Raw genomic sequence first — 19,652 nt, forward strand, 5'->3', positions numbered from 1 at the left:
GGCCACGACCGAATGGAACGCCGAGATTTCCTTCACTAGGCTGTTGAACTCAAGCTCCAAAAATTTCTCCCGAACCTTATCGGGATCCGGCCGCCACAAGCTGTCTTCGACCGCACAATCGATCGGGGCGTCGCACTTGATGGTAGCGAGCTCCCGGCATAAATGCAGCATGTCCAGATCGGACTCGATCTTCGCCTTGACCGACTTCGATAGCGAAGGCAAATTGGCAACGATGCCGTCAATCGATTCGTATTCGAGCAGCAGCTTGACGGCCGTCTTCTCGCCGATGCCCTTGACGCCGGGATAGTTATCGCTCGTATCGCCGATCAGCCCCTTCAAATCGATGAACTGGGCGGCGGTAAGCTGTTTCTCCTCGAGCAGCGTTTGCGCATCGTACACGGCGTAGTTGGATGCTCCCTTTTTCATAATAATGACTCTTGTGCGATCCGTCACCAACTGAAGCATGTCGTGGTCCCCGGTTAATATATGTACGTTCGTGTCGTCGCTTTCGAACTTTCGCGCCAGCGTTCCGATGCAGTCGTCCGCCTCGAACCCGGCGATGCCGACATTCGGTATGTTGAAGCTCGATACGACCTCTTTCACCAGATCAAACTGCGGCACAAGCTCTAACGGCGCATCCGGGCGATTCGCCTTGTAGCCGTCATATTTCTCGGTACGGAACGTCTTGCTGCCCATATCCCAGCAGCAGATGACGTGGGTCGGTTTAAACCTGGATATCGCATCCAGCATATATTTGACGAAGCCGTACACCGCGTTGGTCGGCAAGCCGGCACTTGTTTTCCGAATGTATCCCCCATAAGAATTGGCATAGTACCCGCGAAAAAGAAGCGCCATTCCGTCGATCAGCATCACGTTATTGTTGTCCATTCCCTTGCATCGCTCCAACCTTTTTCCTCTCATTATAGCATAGGAACCAAGGGCTCGCATTGGAAACGAAACCCGTCTACAGCTCAGCGCTGTCTATTACCGTCCGAACCGATGTCGTAACAAGCGTTCTCCCGGCCGGGGGCAAACATGGCTGGAAGAGAGCCCTGACAAATACACGAAGGCTGTAGAAACGTTTGCACTATTCCTGTTGCCTTGCAGTATGTTCAACTTATGATTAAAAGCTTTTGCTTTTGCGTAAGCTAGCCGCAAATTTTGCGAGTTGACGGTTTACTTTTCCAACAAAATTAAGATAATATAAGAAAAGCAGCTGTTTGCAGCCCTTTCAAAAAACATTCGTGCTCAAAACGAACCTTCGCTTACGATACACCCAGCACTTGGATCCCAGGATAAACATCCACTTTCCGGTTCGTTAATAAAGCAAATGACTTCAAGAGCAGCCGCAATACAAACGTTTGCACCAACTATGCAAATGGCACAGGCTCGCTCCACTTTCGGAGGAACTCCATGAATGTAACCATTATCGATGTCGCCAAAAAAGCCGGCGTCTCGCCTTCCACCGTATCCCGCGTCATTTCCGGCCATCCGCGGATCAGCCCGGCCACCGTCCGCAAAGTGAAGGACATCATGGAGGAGCTCGGCTATCATCCCAATATGATGGCCAAGAGCCTCGTGTCCAAAACGACGCAGACCATCGGATTGCTGCTGCCCCGCTCCGCAGAGGAATTGTTTTTGAACCAATTTTTCTCCGAGGTGATACGCGGCGTCGTTTCTCAAGCAGCCCGTTCGGAGTACGATCTGATGATGACGACGGGCATCACGGAGCGCGAAGAAGTGGAAGCCGTCACCCGCTTGGTGCGGGGCCGCCGAGTCGACGGCGTTATTTTGCTGTACTCGCGGAATTCCGATCCGGTCATTTCGTTCCTGAAGGAAGAGCGGTTTCCGTTCGTATTGATCGGCCGCAGTGAAGAGCATCCCGATGTTTTATCCGTGGACAACGATAATGTACAAGCCGCTTACGACGTAACCAAGCATTTACTCGCGCAAGGCCACCGGCGAATCGGCTTCGTCAGCGGACCGCCCAATCTGATCGTGTCGCGAGACCGTTTGGAAGGCTACAAGCAGGCGCTCGCAGATGCCGAAGTGGAATTTCATTCGGAGTGGATTGTCGAGGGCGAGTTTTTGCAGGAAAGCGGATACCGGGCGATGTCGTTCTTTATGACGCTCCCGGAACGCCCTACCGCCCTCGTCGTCATGGACGATCTCGTCGCTTTCGGCGTGCTTCGCGGCTTGACCGAGCTCGGCTACAAGGTGCCTCAGGATCTCAGTCTGATCGGCTTCAACAACATCCCGATGTCCGAGCTCGCCTCGCCGCCGATCAGTTCGGTGGACATCGGCATTTACCAACTCGGCTATACCGCTTCTCAAACGTTAATCCGAGCGGTTAAAGGGGAAGCTATCCATCATACGAGAATGATCATTCCGCATCGCTTGATCGCGCGCGAATCATCTCTGCATCACATTCAACCCTAAGGAGCTGAACGCAATGACACAAGACAAAAAGCCTTATCTGATCGACGCAATTGCAGGAAATTCAAGGTTTCTGGCCTCTCTTGGACGAACGGGACGGCTGTTCCGCCTATGGTGGCCGCACATTGACTACCCGCAGCATGTCGACGAAATTCGCAGCGGTTTGTTCGTGGACGGACATACGACGGCAACCACCTGGTTCGACAGCGAGCAGGACGGATGGCGGCATGAGGCCGGTTATGTGCCGCGCACGAATGTATTCCGCGTCGAGGCGGTTTCTTCGCATGTGCCGGTATCCGTCGAAACGTTAGATTACGCCGTACCTTCCGAAGATATTTATGTGCGCAGCTACCGTTTCACGAACCGGGGCAGTGAAGCCGTGTCGTTCCGGTTCCTGTATTACTCTTCGTTCCGTTCGATGGAGACGTCTTATTACCATACGACATCGTTTGAAGAATCGAACGACGCGCTTGTTCATCTGCGCCACGAGTATATTTTTTCGGTCTCCAGTTCAAACGTTTGCGCAGGTTATCAGGCTGGCTCCGCCTGGAGCGACGCGCAAGACGGCGAGCTTGACGGCAACGTGATCGATATGACTCCGGACGGGGCGCTCAGCTGGCGCTTTGACGACGTGCAGCCAGGCGCCGTCATCGATGTGCCCGTCTATATCGCCGCCGGCTCCACCCGGCAGGAAGCTTACGACACCTTGGCCAAAGCGAAAAGCCAGCCCGAAGCGCACTGGCGCGAGCTGACCATCAGCTATTGGCACGGTTTTCTGGCCGCTGCGGTTCCCGCTCCGGCCGCCAGCGAATCGGTTCGCGAGCTGTATGAACGTTCGCTGCTCGCGATGAAGCTGATGTCCGACGAGCGCAGCGGCAGCGTCGTAGCTGCGCCGGAATTCGACGAAGGCTTCACCCGCTGCGGCGGTTACGCCTACTGCTGGGGGCGCGACGCCGCCTTCATCACGACTGCGCTTGACCGCGTCGGCCTTCAGGAACTGTCCACCCGCTTCTACGACTGGACGCTGACGGCCCAGGATCCGGACGGCTCTTGGCAGCAGCGGCATTACCACGACGGACGCCTGGCACCGTCATGGGGGCTGCAGATCGACGAAGGCGCGTCGATCCTATGGGGCATGTGGCAGCACTACGCTCACACCCGGGACGCCGCGTTCGCGGACCGCGTCTGGCCGGCAGTGGCGAAGGGCGCCGATTTCTTGATCGGCTATTTGGACGCCGAAACCGGACTGCCGTTGCCGAGCCGCGATCTGTGGGAGGAGCGCTCGGCTGAGCATACGTATTCGGCTGCGGCCGTATACGGAGGGCTGACCGCCGCGGCATCGTTCGCCCGGCTTCGCGGCGATGAAGCGCTCGCGGCCGGCTGGAGCCGGGCTGCCGATACGATTGCGCGAAGCATCCGCGAGCGATGCTGGAACGAGGAGCGCGGGGCCTTGTACCGCGCGTTGAAGCTGGGCGTGCCGGAAGGCGTTTACCGCGAAGCTGCGGCTCAAGGACAGCCTGTCTCGACATCGGTGAACGCGAAAGGATATGTCACCTATGCGCTTGAGTTCGATCCGGTTCTCGACATCAGCTTGCTTGGGGTGTCCGTGCCATTCGGCGTCCTGCCCGTGGACGATCCGATCATGATCTCCACCGCGGAAGCGGTAGAGCAGGCCCTTACGGCGCCCGTCGTCGGCGGTATCAAGCGTTACGAGAACGACCCCTACATCGGCGGCAATCCTTGGATTCTGACCACGTTGTGGCTATGCCACTACCGGATCGCGCGCGGTCAATACGACGAAGCTTGGCGTCATCTTCAGTGGGCGGTCGAGCATCGCACTGCGATGGGGCTGCTGCCCGAGCAGGTGGATCAATTGACCGGCGAAACGGCATGGGTCGTACCGCTGACTTGGTCGCATGCGATGTATATCCTTGCCGTACAGATGTTAGTCGAGCATGGACAAATCCCGGCCACGCAAGCGACGGAATCTTAATCCCTCTTGCCTACCAAGCTTAGTCCCGCAGCGTTCTTCTTAACCCCCGGTAACCGCTCGCCTTTTCCCGGAGGTGCTGAATAACTGGGCTTGGATGCAAGCAGAAATCAGACACTTCACATAAATAGCGGAACTCTGGTGCGCTATCTGCCTTACTAATCGGCTTTTGAGCCGATCATAAGGCAAATTAGATCCCATGGTTCCGCTATTTGTTTCAATACGCCCCAACCTGTGCAAATCATGTACTGAAGTTCCGCTATTCGATTTACAGACCGCTCTTCTTGCCGATCACTCGCAAAAACTCGCCGATGCGACGGACTGCCTCCAGCAGCCTGTCCTCCTCTTGTACCAGCGCAATTCGGACATATCCTTCGCCTTCTTTCCCGAAGGCGTCTCCCGGGATTACGACAACTCCCGCGGTGTACAGCATTTCCCGGGAAATCTGTCGAGATGTCCATCCGTGCGGGATCGGCGCCCAGATGAACATCGACGCTTTCGGCTTAGGGATTGCCCAACCTGCGGCGTTTAATCCTTCCACGACGATATCTCTCCGCCTTTGATACAACGCGGCTACCGAAACGCTTCCCGGCTCCATATCTTCCCGCATCGCCTCAATTCCCGCCCGCTGCACCGCGAGAAACACCCCGTAATCAATATTCGACTTCAACGTGCGCAGAGCACGCACCGCCTCCGGCTGTCCGACCATAAACGCGATCCGGCAGCCCGCCATATTAAAGCTTTTCGACAACGAATGAAATTCAACGGCGACGTCTTTGGCCCCTTCCACTTCAAGAACGCTCGGCGGCCGAAAGCCGTCAAACGCCATTTCCGAATATGCGATATCGTGGACGATCAGCAAATCATGCTGACGCGCAAAATCGACAAGCCTCTCGAAGAAAGGCAGCGTGGCGACCGCCGACAGCGGATTGCTCGGGTAGTTGAGCAGTATGAACTTCGCCTGCTTCAACACATCCGCCGGAATCCGGTCCAGCTGCGGCAAGAAATCATGTTCCGCACAAAGCGGCACAAGATAAGGCGTCACCCCCGCGATCACGAGACTCGCCGCATAAATAGGGTAACCCGGATCGGGCACGATAGCCACATCGCCCGGGTCGGTCACCGCCAAGGCCAGATGAGAGAGCCCATCCTGCGATCCCATAAGCGCAACCACCTCCGTCTCCGGGTCAAGCTTGACGCCGAAACGATAGTCGTACCATGCCGCCACCGTTTGCCTGAATGCAAGCGTTCCTTCCGTGCCCGGATAACCGTACAACGTCGGGTCTGCCGCCGCCTCGCTTAACGCTCTCCTCACCCGTTCCGAAGGTCCGCGGTCAGGACTGCCGATCCCCAGATCGATCACGTCTATTCCTCGCGCAATCACTTCGCGCTTCCACTGAGCCACCTCAGAAAAAATGGCCGAACCGAGTTCGGCCAACCGTTTGGACTCCCTTTTTTTCATCGAATCCATCCCCGACTTCCACTTAATATGGTGTATCCCATGAATCGTTCATACCTTAAAAGTTAATGCCCGTCAATTCGTGCACCTGCCACATCATGTACAGCAGAACAACGGCCAGCCCCAAATAAGCGGCGCCGAACTTCCATCTAGCCGCCGTCGGCACTTCATAGTACCGATCGTTCTCGTGTACCGAGTAGTCGATCAGGCAAAGCATTTCCAGCTGCAGCCCGTTCTCCTTCTGTACCCGCGGCAGTCCCATCAAGCGTACCCGATGAATAATCGAGGGCTGGCTCATCGGAACCGTACCTCGAAAATCCAGGCTGTCCCAATAGATGTCGACCAGCTGCTGCTCTTCCTTCAAATCGGTATACGTCGTAAAAGACAAATCACGCTTATGCTCGGTTCCCGGAATGATATACCCTTGAGCGATTAGCGGTTCGGCGTCAATCATGAAGCTTAGCGTGAGGGAGCGCTTCTCCCCGTGTTTGCGGTTTTTCACGTATTTCTTATACAGGTCATAGGCAAATAACGCCCAGATCAGCATCAAAATCGGACTAAACCGGTAAATAATGAACGCGAGCCCGCCGATCAGACCGACCAGCCAAAGCCAGCGCGTAACCGCGGTTGAAATGCGGCCGCCGTCCAGCGGATGAATCGGGAGCAAATTCAGCAAATTGATGAAAAAGCCCACATAAGATAACGTATACAGAAAATCGCTATCCTTCACATAGGCTGCGCCGAACACAGCCATCGCCCCGATTGTCCCCAGCAGCGGCCCGCCGAAGGCGAGATACGCTTCCGTTACGGCATCCCGGGGATGACGCTTCATACTGATCATCGCTCCGAGAAACGGAATAAATACCGGCGCCGTCACCGGCAGCCCCTTTTGCTTGGCGGCAAGCACATGACCGAGCTCGTGCACGAAGATAAGCAAGACAACGCCTACGGCGAATTGCCAAGGATAAATGATCGCATACGCTCCGACGGAAATCGCCATCGAGATGATGGCTCCACCGGCTTTGCCTAATTTAAGCAGCGGAAGCAGCAGCTTCAGCTGCGATAACAAGAACATGACTGCGGCTCCGATGAACCATAGGGGGTTTTGCTTGTTCCTCTCTTTTTTTTGCTGCAAACCAGGCCACGCTCCTTCAGGGTTTATACGGACCGGCTCCAGTTTTCCGCGTACTGCTCCGGCTTGAAGCCCACCGTCACCCGTTCGCCGTCCGTTACGACCGGGCGTTTGATCAGCATGCCGTGGGAGGACAACAGCTTGATTTTCTCCTCCTGCGAAAGATGAGGCAGCTTATCTTTCAATTGCAGTTCTTTGTACACGTCGCCCGACGTATTAAACCACTTTTTAATATCGAGTCCGCTTCGTGCAATTAAATCGGTCAGCACTTCCACCGTCGGCGGATGTTCCTTGATATGATGTTTGTTCACAGTCCAGCCTTCGTTTTCAAGCCATTTCACCGCGCTTCGGCACGTGCTGCAGGTCGGATATTCGTAAATCGTAACCGTGTTTTTATCATGCGTTGTCGTCATTGTGTTCAACCTCGTTTCTTGAATTCCCTTTTATTATACCGATGACCCGGAACGGCCTGCAAATCTACGCGTCTCCAGGGTTGAAAAAAGCGATGCCGCGGTCACATAATGAGGAGAAGCCCAGATTCGAAATCCGCTGATAAAGGAGAGCGCCGTCACGTGATTTACGTCATTAAATTTGTATACGCGTTTTTGCTGCCGCCGGGCCTCTTCGTCGCGCTTCTGCTGCTCGCCGCCGGATGGCTGTACCTCAAAGTAAACCGCAAAGCCGGATGGACGATGCTGGCAGCGGCCTTGCTGCTGTATGCAGCTTCGATCCAGCTCGTGAGCGACCCGATCGTGCGCAGTCTGGAGAACCGGTACACTGTTCCTGACCGGCTGGACGGCGACGTATACGTGATGCTGACGGGAGGTGCGCTCGGCGGTGTTGCGAGCCCGGCGGGAGAAGGGCAGCTATCCGGCTCAACGCTTCAACGCGTCGTATCGGCTGCCGAGCTGTACAAGCAGAAGCCGCTGCCGATCCTCGTATCCGGCGGACAAGTGAACGAGAACACCGGGAACGAGGGGCAGCTTTCCAAACGGACGCTGCTCCGCTTAGGCGTACCCGAGCAGGACATTTTGCTCGACGATAAGAGCCGCACCACCCGGGAAAACGCGCAAAACAGCAAGGAGCTGCTGACGAAAACCGGACTGAGCCGCCCGATTCTCATCACGTCGGCCTTCCATATGGCCCGGTCGGTGAAACATTTTGAGGCTCGCCAAGTCATCGTGACTCCGTACCCGGTCGATTTCCGCACGAGTCCGGGCACGCTCCCGCGAACGTACATGCAGCTGTTGACGCCCAAGTCCAGCTCGATGGACGATATCGCGGTCGCGCTGAAGGAATATTTGGGCATGCTCCAGTAAATACGAAAAATCCGCGGGCCGGTTTCTCCGATCGGAGCCGCCCTGCGGATTTTGATTTGCGCTTTACCGTGCAAGTCGTGCCAAGCAATGCTCCATATCGTCCGGCATCGGCGCCTCGAACTCCATCCACCGCTTCAGTGTCGGATGCGTCAAACCAAGCGTGCATGCATGAAGCGCATGCCTGTCGATCCCGGCTTCAGCGGATTCGCTCTTGAAGCCGTACAGCTTATCGCCGAGCAGCGGGTGGCCGAGATGCTGCATATGCACGCGAATCTGGTGTGTCCGCCCCGTCTCCAGCCGCAGCCGGACAAGCGTCGCTTCGGCGAACCGCCGCTCGATCCGGTAGTGCGTGACCGCGGCATAGCCCGTTTCCGTTACGATGCGGAGATGCGGAGCGTCCGGATTGCGGTCGATCGGCGCATTCACGGTGCCGGCATCGTCGGCCATGCGCCCGTGGACGATGGCGAGATACTCTTTCTTCAACTGATGCGCCTGCATCTGCTCGGAAATTTGCTGGTGGACGTAAGGATTTTTGGCTACCGCCAGCGCACCGGACGTCTCCTGGTCCAGCCGGTGAATGGGACGGAAACGGAAGTTTTCTCCGCGCTCGCGCCAGTAATGAACGACGCCGTTCGCGATCGTTCCGGTGTAGTGGCCATGCGTCGGATGCACGATAAGGCCTGCCTCTTTATTGAGCACGAGCAGTTCCTCATCCTCGTATAAAATGTTGAGCGGCATCGGCTGCGGCATAATGTCGTCCGATTGTTCCTCGATCATGCGGACGGCAACCCGATCGCCGGTTCTCACCTTCACATCGATGTATTTCCGCTCGCCGTTCACGGTTATGCCCTGCTCCGTCATTTTTAAGCGCGAGAGCAGCTTGCGGGACACGCCCAAGCGGCTGCGAAGGACAGTACGCAGCACAATGCCGTCGTCTTCCGGCGGCACTACATATTCTAAAGGCTTATAGTAGGTTGTCATGATTTACGTCTGAACACCTCTGCGCTGCGCGCATACTCCACATCGGGGACTGCTGCGCGATGGTTGGCCGTACGGGCGATCGTGAAGAACAAATCGGACAGGCGGTTCAAATACCGGCGGACCTCTTCGTTGATCGGCTGCGTCCGCGCTAACGTCACGACCCGCCGTTCCGCCCGGCGGCATACCGTCCGGCAGACGTGCAGCGTCGAAGATGCCACGCTCCCTCCAGGCAAAATAAACCGCTTGATATCCGGCGTTTCCGCATCGTATTTATCGATCCATGTTTCCAGGCGATCGACCATCTCCGCCGTTACCTTGTAAGGCCGAAGCTCTTGCTTCAGCAAAGCCAAGTCCGAGCCGCAGTCGAACAGCTCATGCTGAATCTCCAGCAAATCGGCGAGTAAATCGGCATCTCTTCCCGCATCCAGGAAGCCCATCGCTTGCCCGACAAAGCTGTTCAATTCGTCCACCGTCCCGTACGCCTCGACCCGAACGTCGTCCTTATCCACACGGCCCCCGATCACACCGGTTTGCCCCGCATCTCCCGTACGCGTATAGATTCGCATTCGAACGCCTCCTGCCTGTTGATTATTTATTTTGTATCATCTCATATAAACGGTCCATATCCAAGTGCATCCGCACGTGGTCGGCCAGCCGGTCGAACGCCGCTTCGCGCCGCTCCAGAAAGCGCAGGGCTGCGGGCAGCGGCTCCCAGCCTTTGGCCACGCGGATTTGATTCAGAAACGCGCGCCTGAAGCCGTCATTATGCAAGATGCCGTGCAGGTACGTCCCCCATTGGCGGCCATTCGCCGATGCGGCACCGTCCGCGGTCAGCTCATCCGAGTCAGGAACCGTTCCTGCAGCAGCGAATCCGCAAGGGCGCACCCGAAATGCGGGTGTTACCGGTTCGAGAAAGGTTGTCCGCCCCATATGAATCTCGTAACCGGTGACGGGGCAGCCGGCTTCGCCGGCGCCGGCGTACAACGCTGTACGGCCTTCGACGCGTACGGTCCGTTTGTCGCTTGCAAACACCGTTTCGGTAGGGAACAGGCCGAGGCCCGGCAGTTCGGGGCGATCGGACTCGACAAGATCAGGATCGAGCAGCCGGGCGCCCAGCATCTGATATCCGGCGCAAATGCCGACGATCCAACCGTCATGAGCCGCCAGCGTCTGGATTTGGCGGTCCAAGCCCGTTTCGCGGAGAAAGAGCAGGTCGTCGACCGTGTTTTTGCTCCCGGGTACGATAACCGCATCCGGCCGGCCAAACTCGGCGGCTGTCGTGACGAATCGAACCCGCACATCCGGTTCGTACAGGAGCGGATCGATATCCGTAAAATTCGACAGGCGCGGGTGGCGGATGACGGCGATGTCGAGCACACCGTCTTCGTCCGGGGTACCCTTGGGAGCGCCATGTCCGCTTGATTCAGCCAGCTTCCGGTCAAGCGAAGCCGAATCCTCGTCTTCGAGGCCGAGGTCAGGCAAATAAGGAATGACCCCGAGCACCGGCTTGCCCGTACGCGCCTCCAGCCAGTCGATGCCCGGCTTCAGCAGCGTCGCGTCGCCGCGAAACTTGTTGATCACGAAGCCCTGAACGCGCGCCCGTTCCTCCGGGGTCAAAATATCGAGCGTCCCGACGAGCGACGCGAACACGCCGCCGCGGTCGATATCCGCGACAAGCAGCACCGGAGCGTCCGCCCACCCGGCAAGCCGCATGTTGACGATATCGCGGTCCTTCAGGTTGACCTCGGCCGGACTGCCCGCCCCTTCAATCACGACGATATCGCATGTTTGCCGAAGCCGGTGCAGGGCCTCTTTCACGACCCCTTCCGCTTCGGGCAAATATCGCTCCCGATATGCGCGCGCGTCCAAATCGCGGTAAGGCTTGCCATGCACGACAACTTGGGACACCATGTCTTTTTTGGGCTTCAACAAAATCGGATTCATATCGGTCGTTGCCGCGATCCGGCAGGCGTCCGCCTGCATCCCTTGTGCCCGCCCGATTTCTTTCCCGTCGGGCGTCACGTAAGAGTTGAGCGACATGTTCTGCGACTTGAAGGGCGCCACCCGATGACCATCCTGCAGCAAAATGCGGCAAAGCGCTGCGGTCAGCAAGCTTTTGCCGACGTCGGACGCCGTGCCCTGCAGCATTAGCGTCGCCGCGTAAGGCGGCGAACCTGCCGAGCCCGCAGGCCCCGGCCGGGCAGCGGCAGCCGCGGCGATTGTGCGGGCGCTTGCAGGGGAGCTCGCCGCCGCCGAAGCTTTTCCAGCAGCTTGACCGTCCGCAAGCAGCGCCTCGAGCGCTTCCCGCAATGCGGCGATCAGCCTGCGATGGTCTTCCGGCCGCTTGACGGCCAGCCGGCCATAGGAGGCATCCAAACCGGGGAACGTCGAAGCGTCGCGGATCAGGATACCCCGTCGGCCCATCTCCCGCTGCAAATCCCCGATCCGCAAGCCTAACGGCCGCAGCGAGAACAATACGAAATTGACCTCGCTATCGTATACTTGAAGCCCGAGCCCCCTCAGCCCGGCGACAAGCTGCTCCCGCGCGGGCTTCAGCCAAGCGAGCGTCCGCTGCGCATAATCGCGGTCGTCGAGAGCGGCCGCGCCGATCCATTGCGCCGGCGCGTTCACGCTCCACGGCACCTGCAGACGCCGCAGCTCGGCGATCCGCTCCGGATGCGCGACCGCGTAGCCGAGCCGGATGCCGGGAACCGCATAAAACTTCGTCATCGATCGGATGACGATCAACCGCCGGCTTTGCGCCGCAGCTCGCGCCAGCGTAAACCGCTCCTCCTCCGCGACGAAATCGAGAAACGCTTCGTCCACGATCGTATGGGGACTCTCGCAGCCTCCCTTGCCGAGGCTGCCTTCTGCAAGCGCCTGCCGCACATCGGCGGGCAGCAATCGGCCCGTCGGGTTGTTCGGGTGACCGAGGAACAGCAGGTCGCACCCCGATGCGGCCGCTTGAAGAGCAGGCAGCTGCAGCTCAAAGCCGCGGTCCGCTTGAACAGGAATATCGACAATACGGCCGCCGCATTTATGGACCGCTTCTTCGTATTCGCTGAAGGAAGGCCGCACCAGGCCGGTCGTCCCGGGCCGCAGCGCCCGCACCGTCAAATCGATCAGCTCCGCGGCTCCGTTGCCGACGAGTATGCAGGCCGGGTCAACGCCGTGTCTGGCGGCCAGCTTCAGCGTCAGCTCCCGCACAGCCGGGTCCGGATAATGCGCGAGCTCCCGCCACCGATCCGCCATCATCGCTCGTACCGCCTCCGGAGGCCCCAAAGGATTCATATTGGAGCTGAAATCCAGAAACCCGTCCTTCGGCTGTCCGAATATGTCGGCCGCCGTCCGCAAATCCCCTCCGTGTCCGTATTGTTCCAGCATGAGACACGCTCCCTTCTTGTATCATCTCACCGCCATCATCCACAGCAGCAGCAGCAGCGCCGCTTCGATCGTTTCATTCATCGCGCCGTACGTGTCGCCGGTCAAGCCGCCCAGCTTTCTGGCGATATACGTGCTCATGACCGCGCCGAGCATACCTGATGTCAAGCCGAACGCCAGCGCCAACCTTAGGCCTTCTCCGGGCGTCGAGCTTATCCAGCCGGCAGCTGTTAAGCCGCAAATGGTTAGCCAAGACAGCGCCAGAGCAAGCGCCGTTTGCACGCCCGCATGCCGCCATCCGACCCCGCGAAAAAAACCGCCCAGCCCGCCGCTTTGCGACGCTCTCGCATAGGGCCAGCCGACGATCGCCGCCACCATGAACCAGCGGCTCCACAACGGCGCAAGCGAGACGAGCGGCCAGCTGGAGGGCAGTCGTTCGCCGGATGTGCCGAGCAGCTCGGACAACAGCGACCATTTGATGAGCAGCAGCAGCACGCAAGCAATGACGCCCATGGCGCCGACGCGGCTGTCTTTCATAATTTCAAGCATACGCTCGCGAGAGCGGTGACTGAAAATTCCGTCCGCCGTATCCATGAGACCGTCCAGATGCAGCGCGCCGGTCAAGGCGATCCAGCCGCAGAGCGTCAGTGCAGCCGCTACCGTCGGCGGCAGGCCCAAGGCCGTCAGCATACCGCCGAGTACAGCAACGAGCCCCCCCAGCACCCAGCCGACGAACGGATAAAAAACGACGCTCCGCCGAAACAAAGCGTCATCGTACTCGAGCCGGACCGGCACCGGAAGCCGGGTCAAAAACTGAAAGGCCGCCGCGCAAGCGGCACCCCACGCTCCGATCAGAGCGACAACAGCGCGCATATCAGCAGCCCTCCTGCCATGAGATAACTGACGCCGTACAGCATCCCCACCGTGCGGACGATATCGTCCCGTCCGCGCTGCCGCAGCGGCCAGCCCATCCGGGCGCGTTCGCTGGCGCGCCCATGGTAGACGTTCACGCCGCCAAGCTCGATGCCCAGCGCGCCGGCCGCCGCCGATTCAGGAATGCCGCTGTTCGGACTCGGATGCAGCTTCGCGAAGCGAAGCACCGCCATCGCCGCGCGCTTTCCCGACATACCCGGCGCGCAGCACGCCCACACTACGAGCAGCAGGCCGGCCAGCCGGGCGGGTATGTAATTGAGCACATCGTCCCAGCGCGCCGAGGCCCAGCCGAAATCCGCATACTTGTCGTTCTTGTACCCGACCATCGAATCCAGCGTGTTCGTCGCCCGGTACAGCATCGCCAGCGGCGCGCCTCCCAATAAAGCGAAACAAATCGGAGCTGTGAACGCATCGACGATGTTCTCCGCCACCGTCTCCACCGTGGCGCGCGTCAGCTCCGGCTCCTCCAGCTTCGTCGTATCGCGCCCGACGATATAACCGGTGAAGGTGCGCGCTTCGGCAAGCCGTCCTTCCCGCAGCGGCACATAAACGGCCATCGCCGCTTGCTTCAGGCCTTTGACCGCGATGGTGGTCGAGATGAACCATACGTTAACCGCGTACCCAAGCCATGGATGGATCCAAAACGCCGCCCAGACGATGGCGTAGATGACGGCAAACGCCAAACCTACCGTCAGCGCTGTCAATACGAGCCCGCGCCTGCGAAGCGAAGCGGGCGGCAACGGCCGCCCGTCCTCTCTTAGCCGGCGCTCCAGCCATCCGATCCATCGCCCGATCCACACAACCGGATGCGTCAACCAGCGCCAGGCCGGATCGCCGACGATCCAATCCGTGACGATCGCGGCCAAGGCCATCCAGGCCGCTTCTTCCCAACTGTATACAAGCAACTCCGTTCCCTCGCCTTCCCCGGCTACAGACGAAACTCACGGCTTTTCAACTCAACGGCAATGCCGGCCGTAACCAGAAACACCTGGTCCGCTTCCCGGGCCAGACGCTGGTTCATACGACCGGACAAATCGCGGAATAACCGTCCCAGCTTATTTTCGGGCACAAGCCCGCTGCCGACTTCGTTCGTGACAAGCACGACAGGCCGTTCCAGCTCCCGGAAAGCTTCAACCAGCTCCCCGATCTTCCCTTCCAGCAGCCGATCGCGGGCGCTGTGCCCCTCAAAGCGCAGCAGCCAGTTCGACAGCCATAAGGTCAGGCAGTCGACCAGCACGACCGGCGCATCCGCCTGACGCAGCGTCTCCGCCAGCGCGTAAGGCGCTTCCGCCGTCGTCCATGAAAAACCGCGCTCTTCGCGCTCCTGGCGATGAAGCCCGATACGCTCTTTCATCTCTTCGTCATACGCGTGCGCCGTCGCAACGTACAACCCTTCGGGGGCGAGCGTGGCGGCATACCGCTCCGCGAAGGAGCTTTTGCCGCTGCGCGCGCCGCCCGTCACCAACACCTTCATTGCACGAGCCTCCCGATGCTATCTGTTTTTGTGAATGCCTACGCCAAATGCCAAATGCCGAACCTTGAACGAAACCGCTCAGCCGCCTCCCCTATCTCCCGTCCGCGGACCGGTGGGGCTACACCTTCTCCGGCGTACTCTTATCCACCGCTTGCGAGATGCCGGCATCGTCGAACGTCGCCATCTGGCTCATAATATTTACGGCCGCTTCGATAAGAGGGAAGGCGAGCACAGCGCCCGTTCCTTCGCCGAGCCGCATATCCATGCGCAATATCGGCGCAAGGCCGATTCGCTCCAGCAGGCGGGCATGCCCCTGCTCGTGCGACAGGTGCGAAGCGAGCATATACGACGTGCTGAGCGGGGCAAGCCGCGATGCGACCAGCGCAGCCGCCGACGAGATGAAGCCGTCGATCACGACCGGGCAGCGATGCCGGGCGGCCCCGAGAATGACGCCGACAAGCCCGGCGATCTCCAGCCCGCCCACCTTCGCCAGCACGTCGATCGGATCGTCGGCATTCGGCCGATTCCGCTCGATCGCCCGGCGAATGACGTCCTGCTTATGCGCCAGCCGCACGTCGTCAATGCCGGTCCCGCGCCCTGTCGCTTGCACCGTGTCGGTCGCGCCGAGCACGGATAAAATCGCCGAGCTGGCCGTCGTGTTGCCGATGCCCATCTCGCCCGCCGCGAACAGCCGGTAACCGCGCGCGGCCAGCTCGCCGGTCAAGTCGAAGCCGGCGGCAATCGCCGCAATCGCTTCTTCACGCGTCATCGCCGGGCCCTGCGCCATGTTGGCCGTTCCTTTGCGCACCTTGCGCGAGACGAGCGACGGATGGCTCAAGTCGGCATTCACGCCGACGTCGACGCAAACGACATCGGCTCCGACCTGGCGTGCCAGCACGTTGACGGCCGCACCGCCGTTCAAGAAGTTCAATACCATCTGCGGCGTCACTTCCGACGGGAAGGCGCTCACGCCCTCCTCGCACACGCCGTGGTCGCCGGCCATCACAATGACCGCTTTACGCGACAAATCCGGGTACAACTGCCCCGTAATCCCGGCAAGCTGCTTCGCCATATCCTCAAGCCGGCCTAAGCTGCCCGGCGGCTTCGTCAGCCGATCCAGCCGCGCTGCGGCTTCCGCCCACTTGCCGTCATTTATAGGCTCAATACCGGAAACGAAGTCCTTCCACCTGTCGTTATTCATCATGAACGCCCCCTGCCAATAAAATTTGCGGGACGCCCCGTTCGGGATGAGACACCACGAACGGCCGCGTACCGTATACCCTTTCGAGCAAATCCTCCTGCAGCACATCCCCCGCTCCGCCAATCCCGGCAATGACGCCTTCGTGCAGCAGCAGCAGCCGGTCACAATATTGCGCGGCCAAGTTCAGATCGTGAAGCACCGAGACGACCGTCATGCCGCACTCCTTCTGCCACAGGCGAATCCTATCCATCATCTCGAACTGGAAGCCGATATCGAGGAACGTCGTCGGCTCGTCCAGCAGCAGCAGCTTCGGCTGCTGCGCCATCGCCTTGCCGAGCGCGACACGCTGGCGTTCTCCGCCGCTCAGCGCGTCGACCGGGCGTTCCCGCAGCGGCTCGAGCTTGAGCCAGCGAATGACGCGGTCGACCAAGGCGGCGGCGTCTTCCGCTTCATCGCCGAACCAGTTCTGATACGGGTAACGGCCCATCTCCACCACTTCCTGCACCGTGAAGCCAACCGGCGGCAGCGCATCCTGCTGCAGCACCGCGACCTGCCGGGCCAGCGCTTTACGCGAGTACTCGCCGATCGGCTTGCCCGAAAGCTTCACCGTCCCGCCGTCTATCGGCTCGACGCCGGCCATAGCCTGCAGCAGCGTCGATTTGCCGCCGCCGTTCGGACCGAGAATGCCAAACCATTCCCCCGGCTCCACCTGAAAGTCGATGCCGTTCAGAACTGTCCGCGCGCCGTACCGCTTCACCACCCGTTCCATCGCAACCTCGATCATGGCAAGTCCCCCTTCGCCGCATTCGCCAATCTCCGCCTAACCGCCGTCCAGCCTCCTCCTTCGTTTCCTAGCGTCCCCTTACCGTTTCCCTGCTGCGCTCACACCGCTTGGTCCCGAATGATGCGCTTTCGTCGTCGCAACAAATAAGCGAAGAACGGCGCGCCCATGAATGCGGTCACCACGCCTAGCGGAATCTCCGTCGGACTAAACAGCGTGCGCGCAAGCGTATCCGCGAGCAGCACGTAGATGGCGCCGCCTATCACCGATAACGGCAGCAGCAGGCGGTAATCCGGCCCGGCGAGCAGCCGCAGCAAGTGCGGCACGAGCAGTCCGACGAACGCGATCACGCCGGAGACGGATACGGCCGCCGCCGTAATTAACGTGGAAGCGATCAATACGATCAGCTTGGTGCGCTCGATGTTGACGCCTAAGTATGCCGCTTGCCGCTCGCCTAGCGCGAATACGTTCATGGCCCGGCCGTAACCGGTCAGCACCGCTACGCCAATTACCAGGTAAGGCAGCAATATCAACGTATACGACCAACCGCGAAGCGCCAAGCTGCCCATCAGCCAAAATATAATTTCATTGATGACCTGCTTCGACATCGAGACCATCAGCGAGACCAGGGCCGACAAAAACGCCTGCATCACCACACCCGATAAAATCACCGTTTCGATCCGCAGCTTGCCATCCGCTCTCGCCAGCATCAGCACGACCGCAAGCGTTAGCGTTCCTGTACCGAAGGCGACCGCCGGAATGCTCCATTCGCCGAATACATACTGCAAGCCGAATAAGATAAGAAAGGAAGCGCCGACCGACGCGCCCGAGGAAACGCCGAGCGTGTACGGATCGGCCAGCGGATTGCGCAGCACCCCTTGGAAAGCGGCGCCAGCCAGTCCCAAGGCCGCTCCGACGAGCATCCCGAGCACGACGCGAGGCAGCCTGACCTTCCACACGATTTGCTCCGAAGACGTTTGCCAATCTACCGTTAAGCGCCCCTCCATGCCAGGCAGGTGATGCAGCAATATTTTCCAGACGTGCACGAAAGGCACCTGCACCGAGCCGACCGATAATGAGACGGTTGCGGCTAACAGAAGCAAGACAAGGCAAGGTCCGCCCCATAGCATCAGCTTCCGCTTCATTAGTTCACCAGTTCCGGATAAATCCCTTTGGCGATTTCCTTCAAGCCTTCCGTAATTCGCGGACCCGGACGGCTTGTCGTATCTTTATCGATGCCGGCCAGCTTGTTTCCTTTCACCGCTTCGAGCTGATCCCAGCCGCTGCGCTCGCGAATGATTTGGTCGAGCGATTTTTTCGACTTGTCGTCGATCAAATTTTTCGGATACAAAATGACCTGCGGGTTTGCGGCGATGACTTTCTCTTCGCTCAGCTTGACGTACCCTTTCTCCGATGCGTACACGTTGATCCCGCCTGCCGTCTCGATCAGTTCGCTCAAAAACTCGCCCGAACCGACGGTATAGCCCGGGGAAAATTCGATGAACACTTTTTTCCTCTGCTCCGGCTTTACTGATTTTACAGCGTCGACCACGCTTTGCCGATCCGCTTTCATTTGCTCGACGAGCTTCCGGGCTTCTTCTTGGCGATCGAAAATTTCGCCCATTCTCTCAATGTTCGCCAGGACGTCGTCCATCGTTTTCGGCTGTACCTGATACAGATTGATCTTCAGCTCGCGCAGCTTGTCCACCGTCGGCGCTTTCATGGAAACGCCGGTCAGAACAAGATCGGCGCCCGCTCCGATCAGCGCTTCTTCGTTCGGCTTCGTGATGCTGCCGAGCTTCGGCTTCGTCGCAGCTTCCGCCGGGTAATCGCAATAATCCGAGACGCCGACGATTTTACTCCCGAGTCCGAGCGCAAACAAGATCTCCGTTTCGCTCGGCGACGTCGAAGCGATCCGCTCCGGCGCTTTCTCAAACACGAATTCCTTGCCTGTCGCATCCTGCACCTTCAGCGGGTATGTCGTCCGCTTCGCTTGCTCCGTTCCTTCCTGCTGGCCGCTCTGCGCTTTCGGCGGGTCGACGAGCTGACCTTGGTTCGGCGCGGTCGCCTTACTGCCGCAAGCAGCCAATGCGGCCGCAAGCGCTAAGCTGACGACGGCCGTCGTCAGCTTTCGCAAGTGTCGTTTCGTGCTGGTATTCATCATCTTTTCTCTCCTTCATTCATCATTGGCTAGAACGTTCCCTTGACTGAACATACAAAAAAACCTCCGCCTGCGGACGCGAATCCGGAGCAGAGGGCATGTTTCAGACCCGGTCCCGGGTCGTAAAGACCTGGGGCCGGAGCAAACCGCCGCTGCGCTCCTTTTCCGCGAAAGGAACAAGCGTATGAAGTTCGGGCAGGTTTCCTGGCTTCCGGGCTCCTTTCGGCGCTTTCTCGCCTTCCCAACCGGCAATTGCCGGCAAGTGGCTATCAGAGAGAGCTTATCGCCCGGTTACAGTGGCGGGACCGCGCCGGAATCGCACCGGCTTCCCTTTTAACCTGCGAACCAGCGGCTTTCGCCGCCCGCAGGCACCCGAACCTTTATTTAGAACAACGCCGCTTATT

The 19,652-nt window shown here is 59.2% G+C and carries 17 protein-coding genes and 1 riboswitch; of the genes, 3 read left to right on the plus strand and 14 right to left on the minus strand.

The window, feature by feature from the left end; all coding sequences use genetic code 11:
• On the minus strand, window positions 1-888 hold an 888-nt coding region (locus tag FKP33_RS10595; RefSeq protein WP_054797960.1), incomplete at its 3' end, for a 5'-3' exonuclease.
• 525 nt (window positions 889-1,413) lie between these two features.
• On the opposite strand from FKP33_RS10595, the gene FKP33_RS10600 reads away from it, so the two are divergent.
• Window positions 1,414-2,439 (plus strand): LacI family DNA-binding transcriptional regulator, encoded by a 1,026-nt coding sequence (locus FKP33_RS10600; protein WP_127608228.1) that lies wholly within the window; start codon window positions 1,414-1,416, stop codon window positions 2,437-2,439.
• Window positions 2,440-2,452: 13 nt separating this feature from the next.
• Window positions 2,453-4,429: a glycoside hydrolase family 15 protein gene (locus tag FKP33_RS10605; protein WP_141334958.1), complete on the plus strand. Its 1,977-nt coding sequence runs from the start codon at window positions 2,453-2,455 to the stop codon at window positions 4,427-4,429.
• A gap of 265 nt (window positions 4,430-4,694) precedes the next feature.
• Here the strand turns inward: FKP33_RS10605 and FKP33_RS10610 are convergent, their stop codons facing one another.
• The 3 genes from FKP33_RS10610 to FKP33_RS10620 are packed head-to-tail and all read right to left on the minus strand — an operon-like array spanning window position 4,695 to window position 7,430.
• Window positions 4,695-5,888, minus strand: coding sequence for an aminotransferase class I/II-fold pyridoxal phosphate-dependent enzyme (locus FKP33_RS10610; protein WP_141334960.1), 1,194 nt, complete (start codon window positions 5,886-5,888; stop codon window positions 4,695-4,697).
• A 55-nt stretch (window positions 5,889-5,943) separates the two neighbouring features.
• Window positions 5,944-7,020, minus strand: coding sequence for a site-2 protease family protein (locus FKP33_RS10615; RefSeq protein ID WP_127608231.1), 1,077 nt, complete (start codon window positions 7,018-7,020; stop codon window positions 5,944-5,946).
• A gap of 23 nt (window positions 7,021-7,043) precedes the next feature.
• On the minus strand, window positions 7,044-7,430 hold the full coding sequence (locus FKP33_RS10620) for an arsenate reductase family protein (RefSeq protein ID WP_141334962.1): 387 nt from the start codon (window positions 7,428-7,430) through the stop codon (window positions 7,044-7,046).
• A 159-nt stretch (window positions 7,431-7,589) separates the two neighbouring features.
• Here FKP33_RS10620 and FKP33_RS10625 point away from each other — a divergent pair, with 159 nt between their 5' ends.
• Entirely contained in the window at window positions 7,590-8,336 is a 747-nt protein-coding gene (locus FKP33_RS10625; protein WP_141334964.1) for a YdcF family protein, read from the plus strand.
• Window positions 8,337-8,399: 63 nt separating this feature from the next.
• Here the strand turns inward: FKP33_RS10625 and FKP33_RS10630 are convergent, their stop codons facing one another.
• The 10 genes from FKP33_RS10630 to FKP33_RS10675 all read right to left on the minus strand — a co-directional run bounded on the left by FKP33_RS10630 (window position 8,400) and on the right by FKP33_RS10675 (window position 19,251).
• Entirely contained in the window at window positions 8,400-9,317 is a 918-nt protein-coding gene (locus FKP33_RS10630) for an RluA family pseudouridine synthase (protein ID WP_141334966.1), read from the minus strand.
• Window positions 9,314-9,883: a cob(I)yrinic acid a,c-diamide adenosyltransferase gene (locus FKP33_RS10635; protein ID WP_054797958.1), complete on the minus strand. Its 570-nt coding sequence runs from the start codon at window positions 9,881-9,883 to the stop codon at window positions 9,314-9,316. The genes FKP33_RS10630 and FKP33_RS10635 overlap by 4 nt, the downstream gene beginning before the upstream one ends.
• 22 nt (window positions 9,884-9,905) lie before the next feature.
• A complete protein-coding gene (locus FKP33_RS10640; protein ID WP_141334968.1) occupies window positions 9,906-12,701 on the minus strand; it encodes a cobyric acid synthase in 2,796 nt (931 codons plus the stop codon).
• Window positions 12,702-12,722: 21 nt separating this feature from the next.
• A complete protein-coding gene (cobS, locus tag FKP33_RS10645) occupies window positions 12,723-13,571 on the minus strand; it encodes an adenosylcobinamide-GDP ribazoletransferase (RefSeq protein ID WP_141334970.1) in 849 nt (282 codons plus the stop codon).
• On the minus strand, window positions 13,550-14,536 hold the full coding sequence (gene cbiB / locus FKP33_RS10650; RefSeq protein ID WP_127608236.1) for an adenosylcobinamide-phosphate synthase CbiB: 987 nt from the start codon (window positions 14,534-14,536) through the stop codon (window positions 13,550-13,552). Before cbiB ends, cobS begins: the two co-directional genes overlap by 22 nt.
• Window positions 14,537-14,559: 23 nt before the next feature.
• A complete protein-coding gene (cobU, locus tag FKP33_RS10655; RefSeq protein ID WP_141334972.1) occupies window positions 14,560-15,105 on the minus strand; it encodes a bifunctional adenosylcobinamide kinase/adenosylcobinamide-phosphate guanylyltransferase in 546 nt (181 codons plus the stop codon).
• A gap of 118 nt (window positions 15,106-15,223) precedes the next feature.
• Window positions 15,224-16,306: a nicotinate-nucleotide--dimethylbenzimidazole phosphoribosyltransferase gene (gene cobT, locus FKP33_RS10660; RefSeq protein ID WP_141335055.1), complete on the minus strand. Its 1,083-nt coding sequence runs from the start codon at window positions 16,304-16,306 to the stop codon at window positions 15,224-15,226.
• Entirely contained in the window at window positions 16,299-17,090 is a 792-nt protein-coding gene (locus tag FKP33_RS10665) for an ABC transporter ATP-binding protein (RefSeq protein WP_141334973.1), read from the minus strand. Before FKP33_RS10665 ends, cobT begins: the two co-directional genes overlap by 8 nt.
• A gap of 98 nt (window positions 17,091-17,188) precedes the next feature.
• Window positions 17,189-18,232, minus strand: coding sequence for a FecCD family ABC transporter permease (locus FKP33_RS10670; RefSeq protein WP_141334975.1), 1,044 nt, complete (start codon window positions 18,230-18,232; stop codon window positions 17,189-17,191).
• Window positions 18,232-19,251 carry an ABC transporter substrate-binding protein gene (locus tag FKP33_RS10675; protein ID WP_373423866.1) on the minus strand — a complete coding sequence of 340 codons (1,020 nt, stop codon included), beginning with the start codon at window positions 19,249-19,251 and terminating at the stop codon, window positions 18,232-18,234. Before FKP33_RS10675 ends, FKP33_RS10670 begins: the two co-directional genes overlap by 1 nt.
• A 174-nt stretch (window positions 19,252-19,425) precedes the next feature.
• A riboswitch (cobalamin riboswitch) is annotated at window positions 19,426-19,639 on the minus strand.
• Window positions 19,640-19,652: the final 13 nt, after the last annotated feature.

Source organism: Paenibacillus sp. tmac-D7 (assembly GCF_006519665.1).
Taxonomy (GTDB): Bacteria; Bacillota; Bacilli; order Paenibacillales; family NBRC-103111; genus Paenibacillus_G; species Paenibacillus_G validus.